Here is a 16,757-nt window from a genome sequence, read left to right as displayed (position 1 = left end):
AGAAAAAGCCAGTTCTGCCGGCTTTTCTTGCTATTTACCGAACGAGAATGTATAATTTTTGGTAAAAGTATGATTTTTTGCATCAGAAGTATAGTTTTTGATAAATTCTTTATCATGTCTTATCTAAAATAAGAAGTAGGAAGATTATCAGGAATGGGGAAAATGGTATGAAATTATTAAAACTTGTGATTGTAGATGACGAACCAATCCTTCTGCAGGGACTGGTTAAGACGTACAACTGGAATGAGATGGGATTTGAAGTTGCCGGTCAGGCACAGAGTGGGGAGCAGGCAATCGAAGTGATCAAAAAAGTGAAGCCCCATGTCGTACTGACGGATATCCGGATGAAACAGGTTTCCGGTCTGATGGTGATGGAAGAGATCCAGAAGACAGAGCTGGATCCGGTTTTTATTGTGCTCAGTGCGTACCGTGATTTTAATTATGCACAGCAGGCGTGTGATCTTGGTGCATATGCATATCTGCTGAAACCAATCGAGGAAGATAAACTGCAGGAGACCATGCAGGGCGCATACCAGACCTGTATGGAGAAACTGGAGAGCGAAGAGCGTTATGAAAGCTGGGAAAATATGGTTCGAAAAGATTCCACCAGTTTTCTCCAGGTTGTTGTACAGAAATATTTACAGAATAAAATTTCCTATGAAAAAATGCAGGAAGTATTTGCAATCTTGAAAGATGTGATCGAAGAGGGCGACCGTTTTATTGCAATGTGTGTGGATCTTGATCTTACATATAAGATTACGGATGCACTGAATTACGAAGCAGCCAGGCTGGAATTGATACAATCTCTGGAAGAAATGTTTTCAGAGCGGTATTTTTTCTGGCATTTTGAAAAGGCAGAAGGCTGTCATGTATTTCTGATCAAGACAAAGGAAAATGCGTCAGTGCGCGAGATTGCGCAGATTCTGGAACAGGTTAAAAGGGAACAGAAAAGTCCGGTTACTGCATCGATTTCCAAACCGTATAAAGGACTGGATGGAATCCGCCGGAGTTACGAAGAGGCGCAGGGACTTTTCGAGCCAATCTGCAGCAGTGCCACAAATGAGAATACTTTTTCCATACCTGTGAAAAAGGAAGAAAAAGCGGCAAAAAGTGATTGTGAAGAGGCAGGACTTACGATCGTCAATGCTGTTCGGAAGAATGCGTTTAAAGAGTTAAAACAGGCTTTTATTGCGTTGATCTACGCACTTCCGCATGAGGAAGAGCTACAGATTCGTTATATACATAAGATTATGCTGCAAGCAGAGATGATGCTGAACGATACTTACGGAATGACGGAAAAACTGCAGAAACAGTTCCGGAATTATTATTCGAATATGGAGAGCCTGACAGCGGCACAGGCGGTAGATGTCAGTTATAGGATCCTCGGAGAAGCAATTGAGGAACGGGAAAAATACGCAGAAAGCGGAGAAAATAAATGTGCAAAGGAATATATGACAGTGGCACTTTCTTATATCGATGAGCATTTGCAGGAGGAAGAACTTTCTATTGTTCAGGTGGCAACGCAGATTTATCTGAATCCGGTATATTTCGGGCGTGTATTTAAAAATACATTTCATATAACCTTTAAAAAGTATCTCTTACAGCAGAGAATGGAGAAAGCAAAGAGGCTGATCCAGGATGGATGTGAGAGTATAGGAACGGTATGTGAGCAGGTGGGAATCAGCAATGCATCCTATTTTTCACATTTATTTAAAGAATATACAGGAAAATTACCGAGTGAATACAAAAAGGATTACGAAGAATGAAGAAATGGGTGATTAAATCCGGAATACAGAGAAAATACCTTCGATATATAATGGGGCTGTTGTTGCTGGCAATTTTGCTGTCAAGCATCGGTGTTTGGATTTATGTAAGGCAGAGTCTGACCACAGAGGTTACAGATAAATATGAATTTTTAAATGAGAAGATGGGGCTGGCTCTGGATACACTGTCAAAAGAGGCGGATGAAGGGACAGCAGAATGTATTACTTACGATCAGGTTCAGGAAAGTCTGAAAAAAGCTTCATTTGCAGATGTGGAAAAGAACTCTCTTCAGAAATATTTTGCCTATATGAATCTGGATCATGTGGCAGAATACTGCTATGTGGATAATAAAAATAATGTTTATGCCAGATCCTACTCGCATATTGATTATGAAGATTTTTCAGACAGTCATCTGGAAGATTACATGGGAGATTCTTATGCGAAAACGCAATGGTTCTGGGCGAAGGATACTCTGTTTGGGACGGAGAAAGAAGCATTGTTTATCGGAAGATATGTACACAGCATGGAATACGCCAGCAAACCAGGACTGCTGCTCATCAAGATGAATGACAGCTTTCTGGAAACGATACTTGGAAAGGATCGGAGTATGACAGATGAAGTGCAGATCGGAATTCTGGATAAGAAGGGGAATTTATGTGCTGATTGGTGCCCGAAAGGGACGAAGATTTCGGATGCGGTAAAACAGGAAGTCTATAAGATCAGCGCACAGGAAACAAGTGGTATTCTTGCAAAAAGCCGGAGAGTGAGCGGTGGTGTCTGCTCCATTTACAAAGAAAGCAGCTCTGAAATGACGGTGTTCACAGTCGTTCCGTCGAGTGTAATGACACAGGGAACGATGAGGGTACTTACGGTGCTGATCGGGATTTATCTGTTTGTGGCAGTGGTAGCGGTTGTGCTCAGTATCTATTTTTCCAAGCGGTTCACCAGTCCGATCCGGGAGATCAGTGAAGAGATGACACAGTTTGACGGAAATGATTTCAGTCGCCTGATTGAACTGAATACCAATACAGAACTGGATCAGATCGGACATTCCTACAATAAGATGCTAAAAAATATTGAGAATCTTCTGGCAGAGATCAAAGAACAGGAAGGGGTGCTCAGACGGACGGAGTTGAACATGCTTCTGGCACAAATCAACCCACATTTCCTTTATAATACGCTGGATACAATTTACATGCTTGCGCGGATAAACGGAGAAGAGACAACCATGAAGATGATTCAGGCACTTTCCAAATATCTGCGTCTGTCACTCAGCAAGGGCAGTGATATCGTGACGGTGGAGGACGAACTGGAAAATGTAAAGAGTTATATGGAAATCCAACAGATCCGGAATGCAAATCTGTTCCGGTATGAGATTGAGTGTAAGGTGGAAGAGAAGAGTACGTGGATGCTGAAGCTGATCTTGCAGCCACTTGTCGAGAACGCGATCAAGCACGGATTCTGCGAAATTTATGAGAATGGTCTAATCCGGATTGAGATTGCGAGGGAGGATAGCCAACTGAAAATCGTGGTATTCAATAATGGGAAGCCGATTGACCGGGAAATGATGGAAAAGATCAATGCCTTAAACGGGCATCCGATTCTGGAGGCGAAAAAATGCTTCCAGGATAAGGAACACGGATATGGAGTGGTGAATGTACTGACCAGACTGCGGCTGAAATATGGAGAGGATGTGCTGTTTTACTATGAGGCAGAAGAAAATGGAACCCGGTGTACAATCCAAATTCCGGATGACGGAAAGGAGAAACGTGATTTATAGAAAATATTTGCAATCGGTGTTTTGTATCGCACTGGTTCTGACAGTGCTGACCGGATGTGGTAAAAATACGGGGCAGACAAGCCGGAGCACAGAAAAAAAGGAGATTGATATTCCGATCATTCTGACGGTAGATCCGACTTCCGGCAAGAAAACGGAACAGGATGTCGTTGATGCATTTAATGAAGAATATGCCGGTACATATCATATGCAAGTGGAATGGATCATGGAGACGGAAGAGGAATACCGAAAAAATCTGAAACGGTTAAATGTCACAGACGAGCTTCCGGCTGTGATCTATGATGTGCGCACCCTGCCGTCCTTTTATCAGATGATGGTTGCGGATGGACGGATCGAGAATCTGAGTCCGTATCTGGAAGAGGATGAAGAGTGGAGGAATATGATCGAACCGGCGGTGATGGAAGGCTGTACGGATGAGGATGGCAATATCTATCTTGGACCGATCAGTACGGCGGCATTTGCGTGCGCCGGCATGTTTTGGAATCCGGAGCTTTTTGCGGAAGCAGGGATTGAGAAATTCCCGGAGACATGGGAAGAATTCTGGGACTGCTGTGACCGGCTGCAGGCAAACGGAATCACACCGCTTGGACTTCACACTGAAGGAACCGGCTGGGCGCCGATGCTGATTGCAACAGCAGAGGCAGCACACACGGAAGAAGGCTATGCATTTATGAAAGAGCTTCTCCCAGAAAGCTATTCCAATGATACCGGTCTTGAAATTGCAGAAACCTTGCAGAAATTGTTTCGGTATACAACAGAAGATGCAATTCATGCTGACTACGATGTGGCATACAATAATTTTGTCACAGGAAAGGTGGCAATGATTCCGAACGGATACTGGATGATCGACCAGTTGCCGGAAGAATGGAAAGAAAAGGTAAGATTTTCCGCATTTCCGGGAAATAAACTGATCGCCTCACCGGAAACCTTTGGCTGGGCGGTGGTTTCCACTTACAGCGAGGAGGTCAAAGAAGGAGCGGTTGAATTTTTGAAATTTCGCACGAAATTCAATCTGGAAGAGAAGAAAGAGCTGATGGACAAGAACGGACGCACTGAAATCAGCCAGCTCCTTCAGGATTATGTAAATGCCTACAATAACAATCCGCAGATCGTTCCGAACTATCAGGTGAAATGGAACTCCATCCTTCAGGAAGAGACGATCGGGGAGTGCCTGCCACAGCTTGCCGCCGGGAAAATGACGCTTGCGCAGATGGTGGAGACTGCCGATGAAAGTATCCGGGAGTATGAGAAAGAGAGATGATGGGAGGAGAAGGCTGTTGGTGTCATTTTATCAATAACAAATTTTTTACATTTCGAAAAGTATATTTTTTGTTAAAGGAGGTTTGCGATTTGTTACAGCCTTTGATTGGATTCTTGCTATTATTTAAGCATAGAAAAGAAATCCAGACGAGGAGGAACGGAAATTATGAAAAACAAAAAAAGATGGCTGGCACTGGGGCTGGTAGGAATCATGACACTTGGATGCTTTGCAGGATGTGGAAGCAAGAGCGATGGCAAGAGTGCAGACGGTAAAGGGGACAGCAGCAAAGGATCTGTATATTATCTGAACTTCAAACCGGAGCAGGATGAACAGTGGCAGCAGCTGGCAAAGGATTACACAAAAGAGACGGGTGTAGATGTAACGGTTGTTACAGCAGCTTCCGGAAACTATGAAACCACTCTGATGAGTGAAATGGGAAAGAGCGGAGCACCAACATTATTCCAGGTAAACGGACCGGTAGGACTTGCAAACTGGAAAGATTACTGCTACGACTTATCTGACACTGATGTTTACAAAGAACTCACAAGTGATGATTATGCACTGAAAGACGGAGATTCTGTAGCGGGTATTGGATATGTTATTGAAACATACGGAATTATCACAAATAAGACATTATTAAAAGAAGCAGGATATACACCGGATGACATCAAATCTTTTGCAGATCTGAAAAAAGTAGCAGAAGACATTACAAATAGAACTTCTGAACTTGGATTTTCTGCATTTACTTCAGCAGGTATGGACGGATCTTCTGACTGGAGATTCAAGACACACCTTGCAAACCTTCCGATCTACTTTGAATATCAGGATGAAGGAATTAACACAACAGATGCAATCAAAGGCACATATCTTGACAATTATCGCGATATGTGGGATCTGTACATCAACAACAGCACATGCGATCCAAAGGATCTTGCTGCAAAGACAGGTGACGATGCAAGAAATGAATTCCTGAATAAAAAAGCTGTATTCTATCAAAATGGTACATGGGAATATACACAGCTGATCGATGGCGGCCTGACAGATGATGACATGACCATGCTTCCGGTTTACTTTGGTGTAGGCGATGAAGCAAACCAGGGACTCTGCACAGGTACAGAAAATTACTGGTGCGTAAATAAAGACGCAGACGAAGCTGATATTCAGGCTACATTAGATTTTATGGACTGGTGTGTAACTTCAGATGAAGGAACAAAATGTATGGCAGACGATATGGGATTCAACATTCCGTTTAAGAAAGCTCAGGAATCTCAGAATCTCTTTATCAAAGAAGACAAACAGATGACCGAAGACGGAAAGACTCCGGTAGCATGGAACTTCTCAACAATGCCTTCAGAAGAGTGGAAAAATGGTGTTGGATCTGCACTGACAGCTTATGCGGCAGATCAGACAGATGCTAACTGGGATGCAGTAGTAAGTGCATTCGTAGATGGATGGGCATCTGAATACAAGCTTGCAAATGAATAAATAAGTTGCATAAAAAGAACTGACCTAGGGGCAGGCGGCTTGCCTGCCCCTTTTAAGTGAGAGGAGAGCCTGTACGAAGCGGGTTTTCTGGATATGGGAAACTACGTTTTTCCATATAAAAATAAAAAGTGAAATGAGAGCCACCTGGTAGGAAGATCCTTCCGGGCAAAAGGAAAAGAGGAGGATTTCTATGGAAAAGGCACTGAAAAAACATGCACCAATATTTGTTCTCCCAACATTTCTTGCATTTGTGATCGGATTTATCATTCCGTTTGCACAGGGATTTTATCTTTCTTTCTGTAAATTTACAACAGTAGGAAATGCAACATTTGTTGGAATATCAAATTATACAGCAGCGATCAAGGATACATCCTTTACGAGTTCATTTAAATTTACAGTATTATTTGCGATTGTATCGATCTTACTGATTAACGTACTGGCATTTGGCTTGGCACTGCTTCTGACACAGAAGTTAAAGGGCACCAATATTTTCAGAACTGTTTTCTTTATGCCGAACCTGATCGGTGGAATCGTACTTGGATATATCTGGCAGATTCTGATCAACTGTCTGCTTACGATCATCGGTCAGCCGCTCCTGGCACTGAATTCTTCAGCCGGTTACTGGGGACTTATCATTTTGATGTGCTGGCAGCAGATCGGATATATGATGATCATTTATATCGCAGGTCTTCAGAATGTACCGGATGATCTGATCGAAGCAGCAGAGATTGATGGAGCAGCAAAGTGGGATATCCTCTGGAAGATCAGAGTTCCGATGGTAATGTCTTCCATCACGATTTGTGTATTCCTGACACTTACCAATTCATTTAAACTGTTTGACCAGAACCTGGCTCTTACAGGTGGAGATCCGAACCATGCGACAGAAATGCTGGCACTGAATATTTACCAGACATTCTACGCACGTGCCGGAATGCAGTGGAAAGGTTATGGGCAGGCAAAAGCAGTGATCTTCTGTGCTCTGGTTATCATTATTTCACTGGTACAGCTGAAAGCAACAAGATCTAAGGAGGTGCAGCAGTAATGAAAAAGAAGAAAAGTATTGCAAATACAATATGGACAGTCATTTTAACAATTGCGGCGCTCGCCTGGGTTTATCCGATCATCATGATCCTGATGAACTCTTTGAAAAAAGAATCAGCGATCAGTACAGGAACTGCATTTAAACTTCCGACTGCAGATGCATTTGCAGGAATCGCAAACTATGTAGATGCCGTTGCTTCAAAAGGATTTTTAAGCAGTCTTGGATACAGTACATTTATTACGATTACTTCTGTAGTTGCTATTCTTGTATGTTGCTCCATGTGTGCATGGTATATAACCCGTGTAAATAGTGTGATTTCAAAGATTTTGTATTATCTGTTTGTATTTTCCATGGTTGTTCCTTTCCAGATGGTTATGTTCACCTTGTCACAGACAGCAGATACCTTACATCTGAATATGCCATGGAATATCTGGGTGATCTATCTCGGATTTGGCGCAGGTCTTGCGGTATTTATGTTCTGCGGATTTGTAAAATCGATTCCTGTAGAAATCGAAGAAGCTGCCATGATCGACGGATGTAATCCGCTGCAGACTTTCTTTTTGATCGATATCCATATCCTGAAGCCTACTATGATATCCGTAGGTATTCTGGAGGCAATGTGGGTATGGAATGACTACCTGCTTCCAACTCTTGTACTTGATATTAAGAAATATAAAACAATCCCGATGCTGATCCAGTATTTCCGCGGAAGTTACGGAAGAGTTGAAATGGGACCGATGATGGCAAGCATCATGCTTACAGTAATCCCGATCATCATTGTATATCTGGCAGGACAGAAGTACATCATCAAGGGTGTTGCTGCAGGAGCTGTAAAGGGTTAGAAAAATATAGTATAAATTTGGCGGACAGGTGTTGCTTGTCCGCTTTTTTTCAGGTTTGACATTTTGATTGAAAAAAGTAATATTTTTACAAAGTGATTGGGGACGAAATGACAGGAAATAAATAGAAAAAGCTTGCAAATTTTGAGAGTTTCCGTTAAGATATTGCGAAAATGGTAGAAAACATTGAGAAAGGAAAAAGGGTATGTTTCAGACAATTATTGGGGCGGTCAGCTCATTTATGTACAGCAAACTTCTGGTGATTATGCTGATCGGAGCAGGTTTATATTTTACAATCCGGACAAGATTTCCACAGGCGCGTTTATTTAAGAGAGCCTGTGAGTCCGTGATGGAGAAGCCGGACGATAAAGAGGCAATCTCATCATTCCAGGCATTGATGGTTTCAACGGCATCGAGAGTAGGAACAGGAAATATTGTCGGGGTGTCATCAGCAATCTGTATTGGGGGATTTGGTTCTGTATTCTGGATGTGGGTGATTGCGATCATCGGAAGTGCGTCAGCACTGATTGAAAGTACGCTGGCACAGATTTATAAGAAAAAGGGAGAGGATGGGAAATGCTATGGTGGTCCGGCTTATTATATCGAGGCGGCGCTGCATTGCAGACCACTGGCAATCGTGTTCTGTATTGCCATGATCATGACGTATGCATTTGGATTCAATATGCTGGCATCCTATAATCTGCAGTCTACATTTTCCGGATTTTCTTTTTATGATCCGAAGGTAAGCCCATGGATCATTGGCGGGATTCTGGCAGTTCTGACCGGATGGTGTCTGCTTGGCGGCGGTAGCCGTATTGTAAAGGTGACATCGATGATTGTGCCGGTGATGGGACTTGCATATATCGGGATTGCGCTGATTGTGGTTATCATCAATATCCGCAATGTGCCGGAAATGTTCCTACGCATTTTTGAGGAAGCGTTTGATTTCAAGGCAATTTTCGGAGCGTTTGCGGGTTCTGCTATGATGCAGGGAATCCGCCGGGGGCTTTATTCCAACGAAGCCGGAATTGGTTCGGCACCGAATGCATCTGCTTCTGCAAATGTTAGTCATCCGGTCAAACAGGGACTGGTTCAGATGCTGTCTGTCTTTATCGACACACTTCTTCTTTGCACGGCAACGGCGATGATGTGTATGTCGTCTGGCATTGATCCAACCAGGGAGATGCAGGGGGCACCGTGGGTTCAGGCATCTCTTCAGGAATCCCTGGGAACCTTTGGCCCGGTATTTATCACGGTGGCTATGGTATTTTTTGCGTTTACAACATTGCTTGGAAATTGTTTCTATTGCGACAATCTTCTGACCTATATCCATAAAAAGGAACCGGGGAAAAAATTTATGCGCGGATTCCGCCTGGTATCGGCATTTGTTGTATTTCTGGGAGCAGGTATGGAAATGTCGCTTTTGTGGGATCTTTCCGATGTACTGATGGGCGTGATGGCACTGATCAATATTCCGGTGATCCTGATCCTGTCCGGGACGGCATTTAAGGCAATCCGGGATTATGAGGATCAGTTGAAGCGGGGAGTTAATCCGGTGTTTAAAAGTGCAGATATTGAGCTGGAGCAGAAGACGGATTTCTGGAATTAGGGAATCTGCGAGAGTGGTTCGGAAAATGATGGAAGGCTGTGAATTGGATTTGACAAAAGTTGTTTTGTGATAATTTGGCGTGAAATCCGGCTTGACAAATTTTGAAGGATACGGTAGTATGACAAAAGAAGAGAAAATTACAGGCTATGAAGAGAACAAGTAGCAGATGACAAGGCTCAGACAGAAAGTAACCGGTTGATGAGAGGTGCACGAAGAGTCAGATGTGAATACATCTTGGAGCTTCACACCGAACGCGCGGAAGCGCAAGTAAGCTGTGACGGAGTGGCGGACGTTATACCTGCTACGGTAATGTTAGTTACTGACTGAGGCATTCGGTGCGAGCCGGATGTGAATTAAGGTGGTACCACGAGAGAATATACCTCGTCCTTAAAGGCTGATTGGCCGGAGGACGAGGTTTTTTTATTGGAAAAATTGAAGGGGTTCAGGACGGACGCTATCCGGAATCTATTTCTATTTGTCTGCGGGTTCGGCGGCTGATACTTCTAAGGTTTTGTAAATTTGTTAAGGGCATGATTGAAAATCCATAACTCGCTGCGCTCAGACAGATGGATTTTCAATCATAACACAAATTCCCAAAACCTAAGAAGTATGAGCATCCGCCTGCACATGCAGTCAAATAGAAATGGTTTCCGGATGGCTGACATCCTTGAAGACTTCAAAGAGTTCCAGACGGGACGCCTCCTTCTCCGGGGGAGAAGATTGGCTGTGACTAAGATATAGGTTTTGAAAAAAGAAAGGAAAGATTAGAAATGGGTATTTATGAAGAGCTTAAGGCCAGAGGATTGATTGCGCAGGTTACGGATGAGCCGCTTATCCGGGATCTGGTGAATAATGGGAAGGCTACGTTTTATATTGGGTTTGATCCGACGGCAGACAGTCTGCATGTTGGACATTTTATGGCACTGTGCCTGATGAAGAGACTGCAGGAGGCTGGAAATAAGCCGATCGCTCTGATCGGGGGCGGTACTGCCATGATCGGGGATCCGTCTGGCAGAACGGATATGCGTCAGATGATGACTCCTGAGACAATTCAGCACAACTGTGACTGCTTTAAGAAGCAGATGAGCCGTTTTATTGATTTTTCAGACGGAAAAGCACTGATGGTTAATAATGCAGACTGGTTGATGGATCTGAATTATGTGGAAGTACTTCGTGAAGTTGGAGCACACTTCTCCGTAAACCGTATGCTGACAGCAGAATGCTACAAACAGCGTATGGAAAAGGGACTGAGCTTCCTTGAGTTTAACTACATGATCATGCAGAGCTATGACTTCTATATGTTATACCAGAAATACGGATGTAATCTTCAGTTTGGTGGAGATGATCAGTGGAGTAACATGCTTGGTGGTACAGAGCTGATTCGTCGTAAGCTCGGCAAGGATGCAAGTGCGATGACAATCACACTGCTTCTGAATTCAGAAGGAAAGAAGATGGGTAAGACACAGTCTGGAGCTGTATGGCTTGATCCGGAAAAAACTTCTCCGTTTGAATTCTACCAGTATTGGAGAAATGTGGCAGATGCAGATGTTCTTAAATGTTTACGTATGCTGACATTCCTTCCGCTTGAGCAGATTGATGAGATGGACAAATGGGAAGGCGCACAGCTTAACACAGCAAAAGAAATCCTTGCATTCGAACTGACAAAACTGGTTCACGGCGAAGAAGAAGCTACAAAGGCACAGGAAGGCGCACGTGCACTGTTCAGTTCAGGAAATGCAGCAGATATGCCGACAGCAGAGCTTTCTGATGAAGATTTTGCAGACGGGTCTGTCGATATCCTGACACTGCTTCACAAGAGTGGACTGGTTGCTTCCAAGTCAGAAGCACGCCGTGCCGTACAGCAGGGTGGAGTTGCCGTTGACGGAGAAAAGGTTTCCGATATTGCGACAACATTTGCAAAAGCAGACTTTGAAGGTGAAGGAAAAGTTGTAAGAAAAGGAAAGAAGAATTTCCGTAAAGTAATCGCAAAATAAGAGGACAAAAAAATGAGTTTTACAGAAATAAAAGCAGAAGAATTAAAGGATAATCCATTTGACCTGATCGGAAAACAGTGGATGCTGATCACAGCAGGAAATGAAGAAAAATGTAACACCATGACAGCAAGCTGGGGTGGTGTTGGAATTATGTGGGGCAAGCCGACTGCGACAGCTTATATCCGTGATTCCCGTTATACCAAAGAATTTGTGGACAGAGAAGATTATTTTACGCTGGCATTCTTTGGAGAAGAGCATAGAGAAGCGTTAAATCTCTGTGGAAGAGTTTCCGGAAGGGACGAAGATAAGATCAAAGAAGCCGGTCTGACACCATATTATGTAGATGGAACAGTTGCGTTTGAAGAAGCAAAAATGATCTTTGTATGCAAGAAGGTTTATGTACAGCGCATGGGAGAAGAAAATTTTGTTGAGAAAGCAAATCTTGACAAATGGTATGCTGACAAAGATATGCATAACATGTATATGGGAGAAATTAAGAAGATTCTTGTGAAAGAGGATTAAGCTATGTGTAGTAGAATACAGAAGCTGACTGTAGTTCTGGCCTCTGCATCACCGCGCAGGACAGAACTGCTGGAACAGGGAAATATAAAGCATGTAGTCATGCCGTCACACTGTGAGGAAGTAATTACATCCCAGGTTCCAAGCCAGGTTGTGGAAGAACTTTCTGCGCAGAAAGCAGAAGATGTCTACCAGCAGTATGAAAAGAAAAATGCAGGGGATTTTCTGGTGATCGGTTCGGATACGGTGGTTGCAGCAGATGGAAAGATTCTCGGAAAGCCAAAGGATAAAGAAGAGGCATATCAGATGATTTCCATGCTTCAGGGAAAAGCGCATCAGGTTTACACCGGTGTTACGCTTCTGATAAAGAAGGATGGGAAAAAGATCCGGAAGACATTTCATGAATGCAGTGATGTGCATGTATATCCGATGTGCAAGGAAGAAATCCGGGAATATATTGCAACAGGAGAGCCGATGGACAAGGCAGGAGCCTACGGGATCCAGGGTGCATTTGGCATGTATATCCGTGGGATTGAAGGCGATTATAATACGATCGTGGGTCTTCCTCTTGCGAGAGTTTATCAGGAAATGAAGGAATATATTTATTAAAAAAGAAACTGGGAGAGATGACTTGTTGGAAAAGTCATCTCTCCCGGTTTTTTAGGAAGAAAAAGTTTTATTTCAGATACTGCACACTGTATGGTGGCATTTCGAGCTGGCCGTTCATCTGGATTTCATTTCCGGTGAGCAGATCAGTCATAGTTCCCCCGAGTTCGCCGTTGTGTGCGGTAAATGGTGTATCCGATGCGTTAATTGCAACCAGCATCCGTTCATCATCTGTTTTGCGCTCAAAGATGAGCTGATGATTAGTAAGGACAACATTGCGATAACTTCCATGGCAAAGAGCATTGCTTCCGGTTCTGACATGGATCATTTTTTTGATCTGTTCAGTCAGTGCATTCGGTTTTGGCGCATCGAAGCATGGGCGGAGAGCATAGTCATTGTCCGGAGCTTTTACTCCTTCCTCACCCCATTCACTTCCATAATAAATGCAAGGAACACCCGGCATACCAAGAAGAAGACCGTAAGTCAGCGGCAGGTGGTTCTTGTTGGTCAGGATGCTTGCAATTCGGGTCACATCGTGGTTGTCAACAAAAGACATCAGATGTTTTCCACGGTAAATGCACCACTGTTCCGGTCCGTACTGACGGTTCAGAGAGTGCGCGATCTCAAACATGTTCATGCTGTTGAAGCTGGAATAAATGCCTTTATAGCATTCATAGTTGGTGCAGCTGTGCAACATTTCGTCATTGACGATCTGATTGTAATCCCCGAAGAGAACCTCTCCGATCAGTGCAAAGTCAGGTTTTAATTCCTGACAGAAACTGCGCAGACGTTTCATGAAATTGCGGTCCAGGCAGTATGCAACATCAAGCCGGAGACCGTCGATGTCAAATTCATCGATCCAGCCCTTTACACATTCCAGAAGATAATCTACAACAGCAGGATTGGCAAGATTCAGTTTGACCAGTTCAAAATGTCCTTCCCATCCTTCATACCAGAATCCGTCATTGTAGCAGGAATCGCCGTCAAAATTGATGCAGAACCAGTCTTTGTATGGAGAATCCCATTTCTTTTCCAGTACATCTTTAAATGCCCAGAAGCCACGTCCTACGTGATTAAACACACCGTCAAGAACGATTTTTACATTGTGTGCATGGAGATCTTTGCATACTTCTTCGAAATCTTCATTGGTTCCGAGACGGCAGTCGATTTTTTTATAATCCCTGGTGTCATAACCATGATTGTCTGATTCGAAAATTGGATTTAATAATATAGAAGAGATACCTAAGGATTCCAGATAACTGCTCCAGTCCTTTAATTTTAAAATCCGGGATACGGTTTTGCCGTCATTTGCGGTCGGAGCGCCACAGAATCCAATTGGATAGATCTGATAAAAAATTCCTTCATAAGCCCACATATTCTAGTACCTGCCTTTTAGTCAAAATTTGGATAAAAATCCCATATATCTATTGTATCAGATAGAGTCAAATGATGGTATACTATTTAAAGCAAAAGTGGAATTTGTAAAAATGTAATGATATGGTAATGTTTTTGAAAAAAGGAGAAAGGGAAGCTATTTTTTTTGTTGCAATTTATAGTTGCTTTTATTATAATTTATAGTGCGTGAAAAGGTATTTGTGCATAATAATGCACAAATCATGGAGAGAAAAATGTGGCAGTTTATACTAGGAAGTACAGGATTTATTCTGTATTTTATTTATGATATTAACAGTGTTCGTATGAAGAATGCCGTATTACAAAAATTTTTTGCAGTTGGGAGTATTCTCGTTGTAGTATCGCTGATTGCAGAGCTTTATGCAGCATGGGGGAGCTGCCATCGGAAGATCGGAACAATGACCGGATTTGGATTAGGAGGACTCCTTTTCTTTTGTCTGCTCATTTATACGTTGTTTTTTGCGCTTCCCTTTGAAGAAACCTATTGTGAAGAAAATAAACTGCGTGCGGCTTATACGGAAGGTATGTATGGATTGTGCCGCCATCCTGGTGTTTTATGGTTTGCGGGAGCGTATCTGTGCATGTGGGGAATGGTCGGTGGATGGAAGCATGGGATTTATTTTTTACTTATGATTTTCTGGAATTATCTGTATATTATTTTTCAGGATCTGTGGACATTCCCACGGACATTTTTTAACTATAAAGAATATCAGCAAAGTACGCCGTTTCTGATACCGAACAGAAAAAGCATACTGGTGTGCCTGCGTACTATCAGAAAAAATGATTGATCTGGAGCGGACAGTCTATGAATTTAAAAGAAAAATTAAAAAAACAACAGTATAATGAAATATGGCAGCAATACTGTGGATTTCTGGATCTGTCGATGGACGGCTACATGAAAATCCAGCGGCGGCTGATGGAAGAACAGATCCAGCTGTGGAGTAACTGTGGACTTGGACAGTCGATTTTGAAAGGAAAACATCCCCGAAATCTGGATGAATTCCGTAAAATGGTACCACTGACAGAGTATGAAGATTATGCAGATATTCTTTTGACCAAGCAGCCTGATATGCTTCCTGGGAATCCGGTGATCTGGATTCAGACAACCTGGGAAGGCGGGAAACATCCGATTAAGGTTGCGCCGTATACAAGAAGTATGCTGGATACCTACCGGAATAATGTGACAGCATGTCTGATTTTATCGACCAGCAGGAAAAAGGGATCTTTTGATGTTGCATCTACGGACAAATTTCTGTATGCGCTGGCACCGCTTCCGTATGCTACCGGACTTTTTCCACTGGCACTCGGGGAAGAAATCGATATCGAGTTCCTTCCGGCAGTAAAAGATGCTGTGAATATGAGTTTCAGCGAACGAAACAAGCTGGGATTTAAAATGGCGATGAAAAAAGATCTGGGATTTTTCTTTGGCCTTGGAAGTGTGGCTTATGCAGTAAGCCTGAGCCTTTCTTCGCTGACCGGTGGCGGTGGTATCCAACTATCAAGTCTTCTGAAATGCAGACCGCATATGATTTTCCGCCTGATACAGGCAAAGTACCGCTGCAAAAAGGAGAATCGGAAATTACTTCCAAAGGATTTATTCCATTTAAAAGGGTTCATGGTAGCGGGTACGGATAATCAGTGCTATAAAGATGATCTGGAAGAACTCTGGGGAATCCGGCCGATGGAATTGTTTGCCGGTACGGAACCATCTATAATGGGGACAGAGACCTGGACGAGAAAAGGAATGTATTTCTTCCCGGATACGGCATTTTATGAATTTATCACAGAGAAGGATATGTTGAAAAATCATGAGGATCCGTCTTATATTCCACCGACATATCTGATGGATGAAGTCCGGCCAGGAGAAAAATATGAGCTCGTATTTACAATTTTGAAAGGCGGTGCATTCGCGAGATATCGCTGTGGTGATATGTACCGGTGCGTTGGACTGCAAAACAGGGAAGACGAAACGCAGATCCCCCGTTTTGAATATGTGGACCGGGTACCATGGATCATTGATATTGCAGGATTTACAAGGATTTCAGAAAATGGGATCCGAAATGTGATTCGTCTGTCAAAGCTTCCGATCACAAACTGGGTTGCGGCAAAGGAATATAATGAACAGAAGCGCCCATATCTGCATATGTATGTAGAACTGGAACGGGAATCCTTGCTGAACAGTGCCATGAGCGCCGATATTTTAAAAGAGTTACTGAGTACATATTTCAAATATATTGATCAGGATTACCGTGACTTGAAGAAAATATTGGGAATGGATCCTTTACAGGTTACAATTTTTACGTGCGGAACATTTGAAACTTATGAAAAACAGACTGGAAAAAAACTGCATCAGATGAATCCTTCTTATTATGATTTGAAGGCGTTGCTGGAAGTGCAGGAATGTTTGAACAAAGTGAGATAAGAGGG

13 protein-coding genes are annotated in these 16,757 nt (G+C 43.0%); 12 read left to right on the top strand and 1 reads right to left on the bottom strand.

The genetic code is table 11. The features are described from left to right. The first annotated feature begins 167 nt into the window (after positions 1-167). The 10 genes from PGZ10_RS09835 (at position 168) to PGZ10_RS09790 (ending at position 12,920) form a co-directional block, all read left to right on the top strand. Entirely contained in the window at positions 168-1,766 is a 1,599-nt protein-coding gene (locus PGZ10_RS09835) for a response regulator (RefSeq protein WP_270245922.1), read from the top strand. After that, complete coding sequence (locus PGZ10_RS09830) at positions 1,763-3,544, top strand: sensor histidine kinase (RefSeq protein ID WP_117557092.1); 1,782 nt, start codon at positions 1,763-1,765, stop codon at positions 3,542-3,544. The genes PGZ10_RS09835 and PGZ10_RS09830 overlap by 4 nt, the downstream gene beginning before the upstream one ends. Beyond that, positions 3,534-4,823: an ABC transporter substrate-binding protein gene (locus PGZ10_RS09825; RefSeq protein ID WP_243006427.1), complete on the top strand. Its 1,290-nt coding sequence runs from the start codon at positions 3,534-3,536 to the stop codon at positions 4,821-4,823. Before PGZ10_RS09830 ends, PGZ10_RS09825 begins: the two co-directional genes overlap by 11 nt. Before the next feature lie 165 nt (positions 4,824-4,988). Beyond that, on the top strand, positions 4,989-6,308 hold the full coding sequence (locus tag PGZ10_RS09820) for an ABC transporter substrate-binding protein (RefSeq protein WP_270245921.1): 1,320 nt from the start codon (positions 4,989-4,991) through the stop codon (positions 6,306-6,308). Positions 6,309-6,498: 190 nt separating this feature from the next. Then, a complete protein-coding gene (locus PGZ10_RS09815; protein WP_117557088.1) occupies positions 6,499-7,350 on the top strand; it encodes a carbohydrate ABC transporter permease in 852 nt (283 codons plus the stop codon). After that, positions 7,350-8,192: a carbohydrate ABC transporter permease gene (locus tag PGZ10_RS09810; RefSeq protein ID WP_270245920.1), complete on the top strand. Its 843-nt coding sequence runs from the start codon at positions 7,350-7,352 to the stop codon at positions 8,190-8,192. The genes PGZ10_RS09815 and PGZ10_RS09810 overlap by 1 nt, the downstream gene beginning before the upstream one ends. A 202-nt stretch (positions 8,193-8,394) precedes the next feature. Beyond that, positions 8,395-9,798, top strand: a complete 1,404-nt coding sequence (locus PGZ10_RS09805; protein ID WP_270245919.1) for an alanine/glycine:cation symporter family protein — start codon at positions 8,395-8,397, stop codon at positions 9,796-9,798. Positions 9,799-10,568: 770 nt separating this feature from the next. Then, positions 10,569-11,792: a tyrosine--tRNA ligase gene (gene tyrS / locus PGZ10_RS09800; protein WP_008373203.1), complete on the top strand. Its 1,224-nt coding sequence runs from the start codon at positions 10,569-10,571 to the stop codon at positions 11,790-11,792. A 12-nt stretch (positions 11,793-11,804) separates the two neighbouring features. After that, positions 11,805-12,314 (top strand): flavin reductase family protein, encoded by a 510-nt coding sequence (locus PGZ10_RS09795; RefSeq protein ID WP_055156082.1) that lies wholly within the window; start codon positions 11,805-11,807, stop codon positions 12,312-12,314. A 3-nt stretch (positions 12,315-12,317) separates the two neighbouring features. After that, positions 12,318-12,920: a Maf family protein gene (locus PGZ10_RS09790; protein WP_117557080.1), complete on the top strand. Its 603-nt coding sequence runs from the start codon at positions 12,318-12,320 to the stop codon at positions 12,918-12,920. A 67-nt stretch (positions 12,921-12,987) separates the two neighbouring features. Here the strand turns inward: PGZ10_RS09790 and PGZ10_RS09785 are convergent, their stop codons facing one another. Continuing rightward, on the bottom strand, positions 12,988-14,292 hold the full coding sequence (locus PGZ10_RS09785; protein WP_270541274.1) for an alpha-amylase family glycosyl hydrolase: 1,305 nt from the start codon (positions 14,290-14,292) through the stop codon (positions 12,988-12,990). Between the two features lie 253 nt (positions 14,293-14,545). Between PGZ10_RS09785 and PGZ10_RS09780 the strand changes: the two genes are divergently transcribed. Next, positions 14,546-15,118: a hypothetical protein gene (locus tag PGZ10_RS09780; protein ID WP_118198709.1), complete on the top strand. Its 573-nt coding sequence runs from the start codon at positions 14,546-14,548 to the stop codon at positions 15,116-15,118. A 17-nt stretch (positions 15,119-15,135) separates the two neighbouring features. After that, a complete protein-coding gene (locus PGZ10_RS09775; protein WP_270541271.1) occupies positions 15,136-16,752 on the top strand; it encodes a GH3 family domain-containing protein in 1,617 nt (538 codons plus the stop codon). The last annotated feature ends 5 nt before the right edge of the window (positions 16,753-16,757 follow it).

The organism is Coprococcus sp. AF102-57, from assembly GCF_027686195.1.
In the GTDB taxonomy this organism is placed as follows: domain Bacteria; phylum Bacillota; class Clostridia; order Lachnospirales; family Lachnospiraceae; genus Allocoprococcus; species Allocoprococcus comes.
Note: the sequence above shows the minus strand (reverse complement) of the source record. Positions and strands in the feature narration are given on the sequence as shown.

What these genes read in the sequence shown, in the direction of transcription:
- PGZ10_RS09775 (WP_270541271.1), top strand. Translation starts at nt 15,136, where the DNA reads ATGAATTTAAAAGAAAAATTAAAAAAACAACAGTATAATGAAATATGG.
- PGZ10_RS09795 (WP_055156082.1), top strand. Translation starts at nt 11,805, where the DNA reads ATGAGTTTTACAGAAATAAAAGCAGAAGAATTAAAGGATAATCCATTT.
- PGZ10_RS09815 (WP_117557088.1), top strand. Translation starts at nt 6,499, where the DNA reads ATGGAAAAGGCACTGAAAAAACATGCACCAATATTTGTTCTCCCAACA.
- PGZ10_RS09835 (WP_270245922.1), top strand. Translation starts at nt 168, where the DNA reads ATGAAATTATTAAAACTTGTGATTGTAGATGACGAACCAATCCTTCTG.
- PGZ10_RS09780 (WP_118198709.1), top strand. Translation starts at nt 14,546, where the DNA reads ATGTGGCAGTTTATACTAGGAAGTACAGGATTTATTCTGTATTTTATT.
- tyrS (WP_008373203.1), top strand. Translation starts at nt 10,569, where the DNA reads ATGGGTATTTATGAAGAGCTTAAGGCCAGAGGATTGATTGCGCAGGTT.
- PGZ10_RS09810 (WP_270245920.1), top strand. Translation starts at nt 7,350, where the DNA reads ATGAAAAAGAAGAAAAGTATTGCAAATACAATATGGACAGTCATTTTA.
- PGZ10_RS09830 (WP_117557092.1), top strand. Translation starts at nt 1,763, where the DNA reads ATGAAGAAATGGGTGATTAAATCCGGAATACAGAGAAAATACCTTCGA.
- PGZ10_RS09790 (WP_117557080.1), top strand. Translation starts at nt 12,318, where the DNA reads ATGTGTAGTAGAATACAGAAGCTGACTGTAGTTCTGGCCTCTGCATCA.
- PGZ10_RS09820 (WP_270245921.1), top strand. Translation starts at nt 4,989, where the DNA reads ATGAAAAACAAAAAAAGATGGCTGGCACTGGGGCTGGTAGGAATCATG.
- PGZ10_RS09805 (WP_270245919.1), top strand. Translation starts at nt 8,395, where the DNA reads ATGTTTCAGACAATTATTGGGGCGGTCAGCTCATTTATGTACAGCAAA.
- PGZ10_RS09785 (WP_270541274.1), bottom strand. Translation starts at nt 14,292, where the DNA reads ATGTGGGCTTATGAAGGAATTTTTTATCAGATCTATCCAATTGGATTC.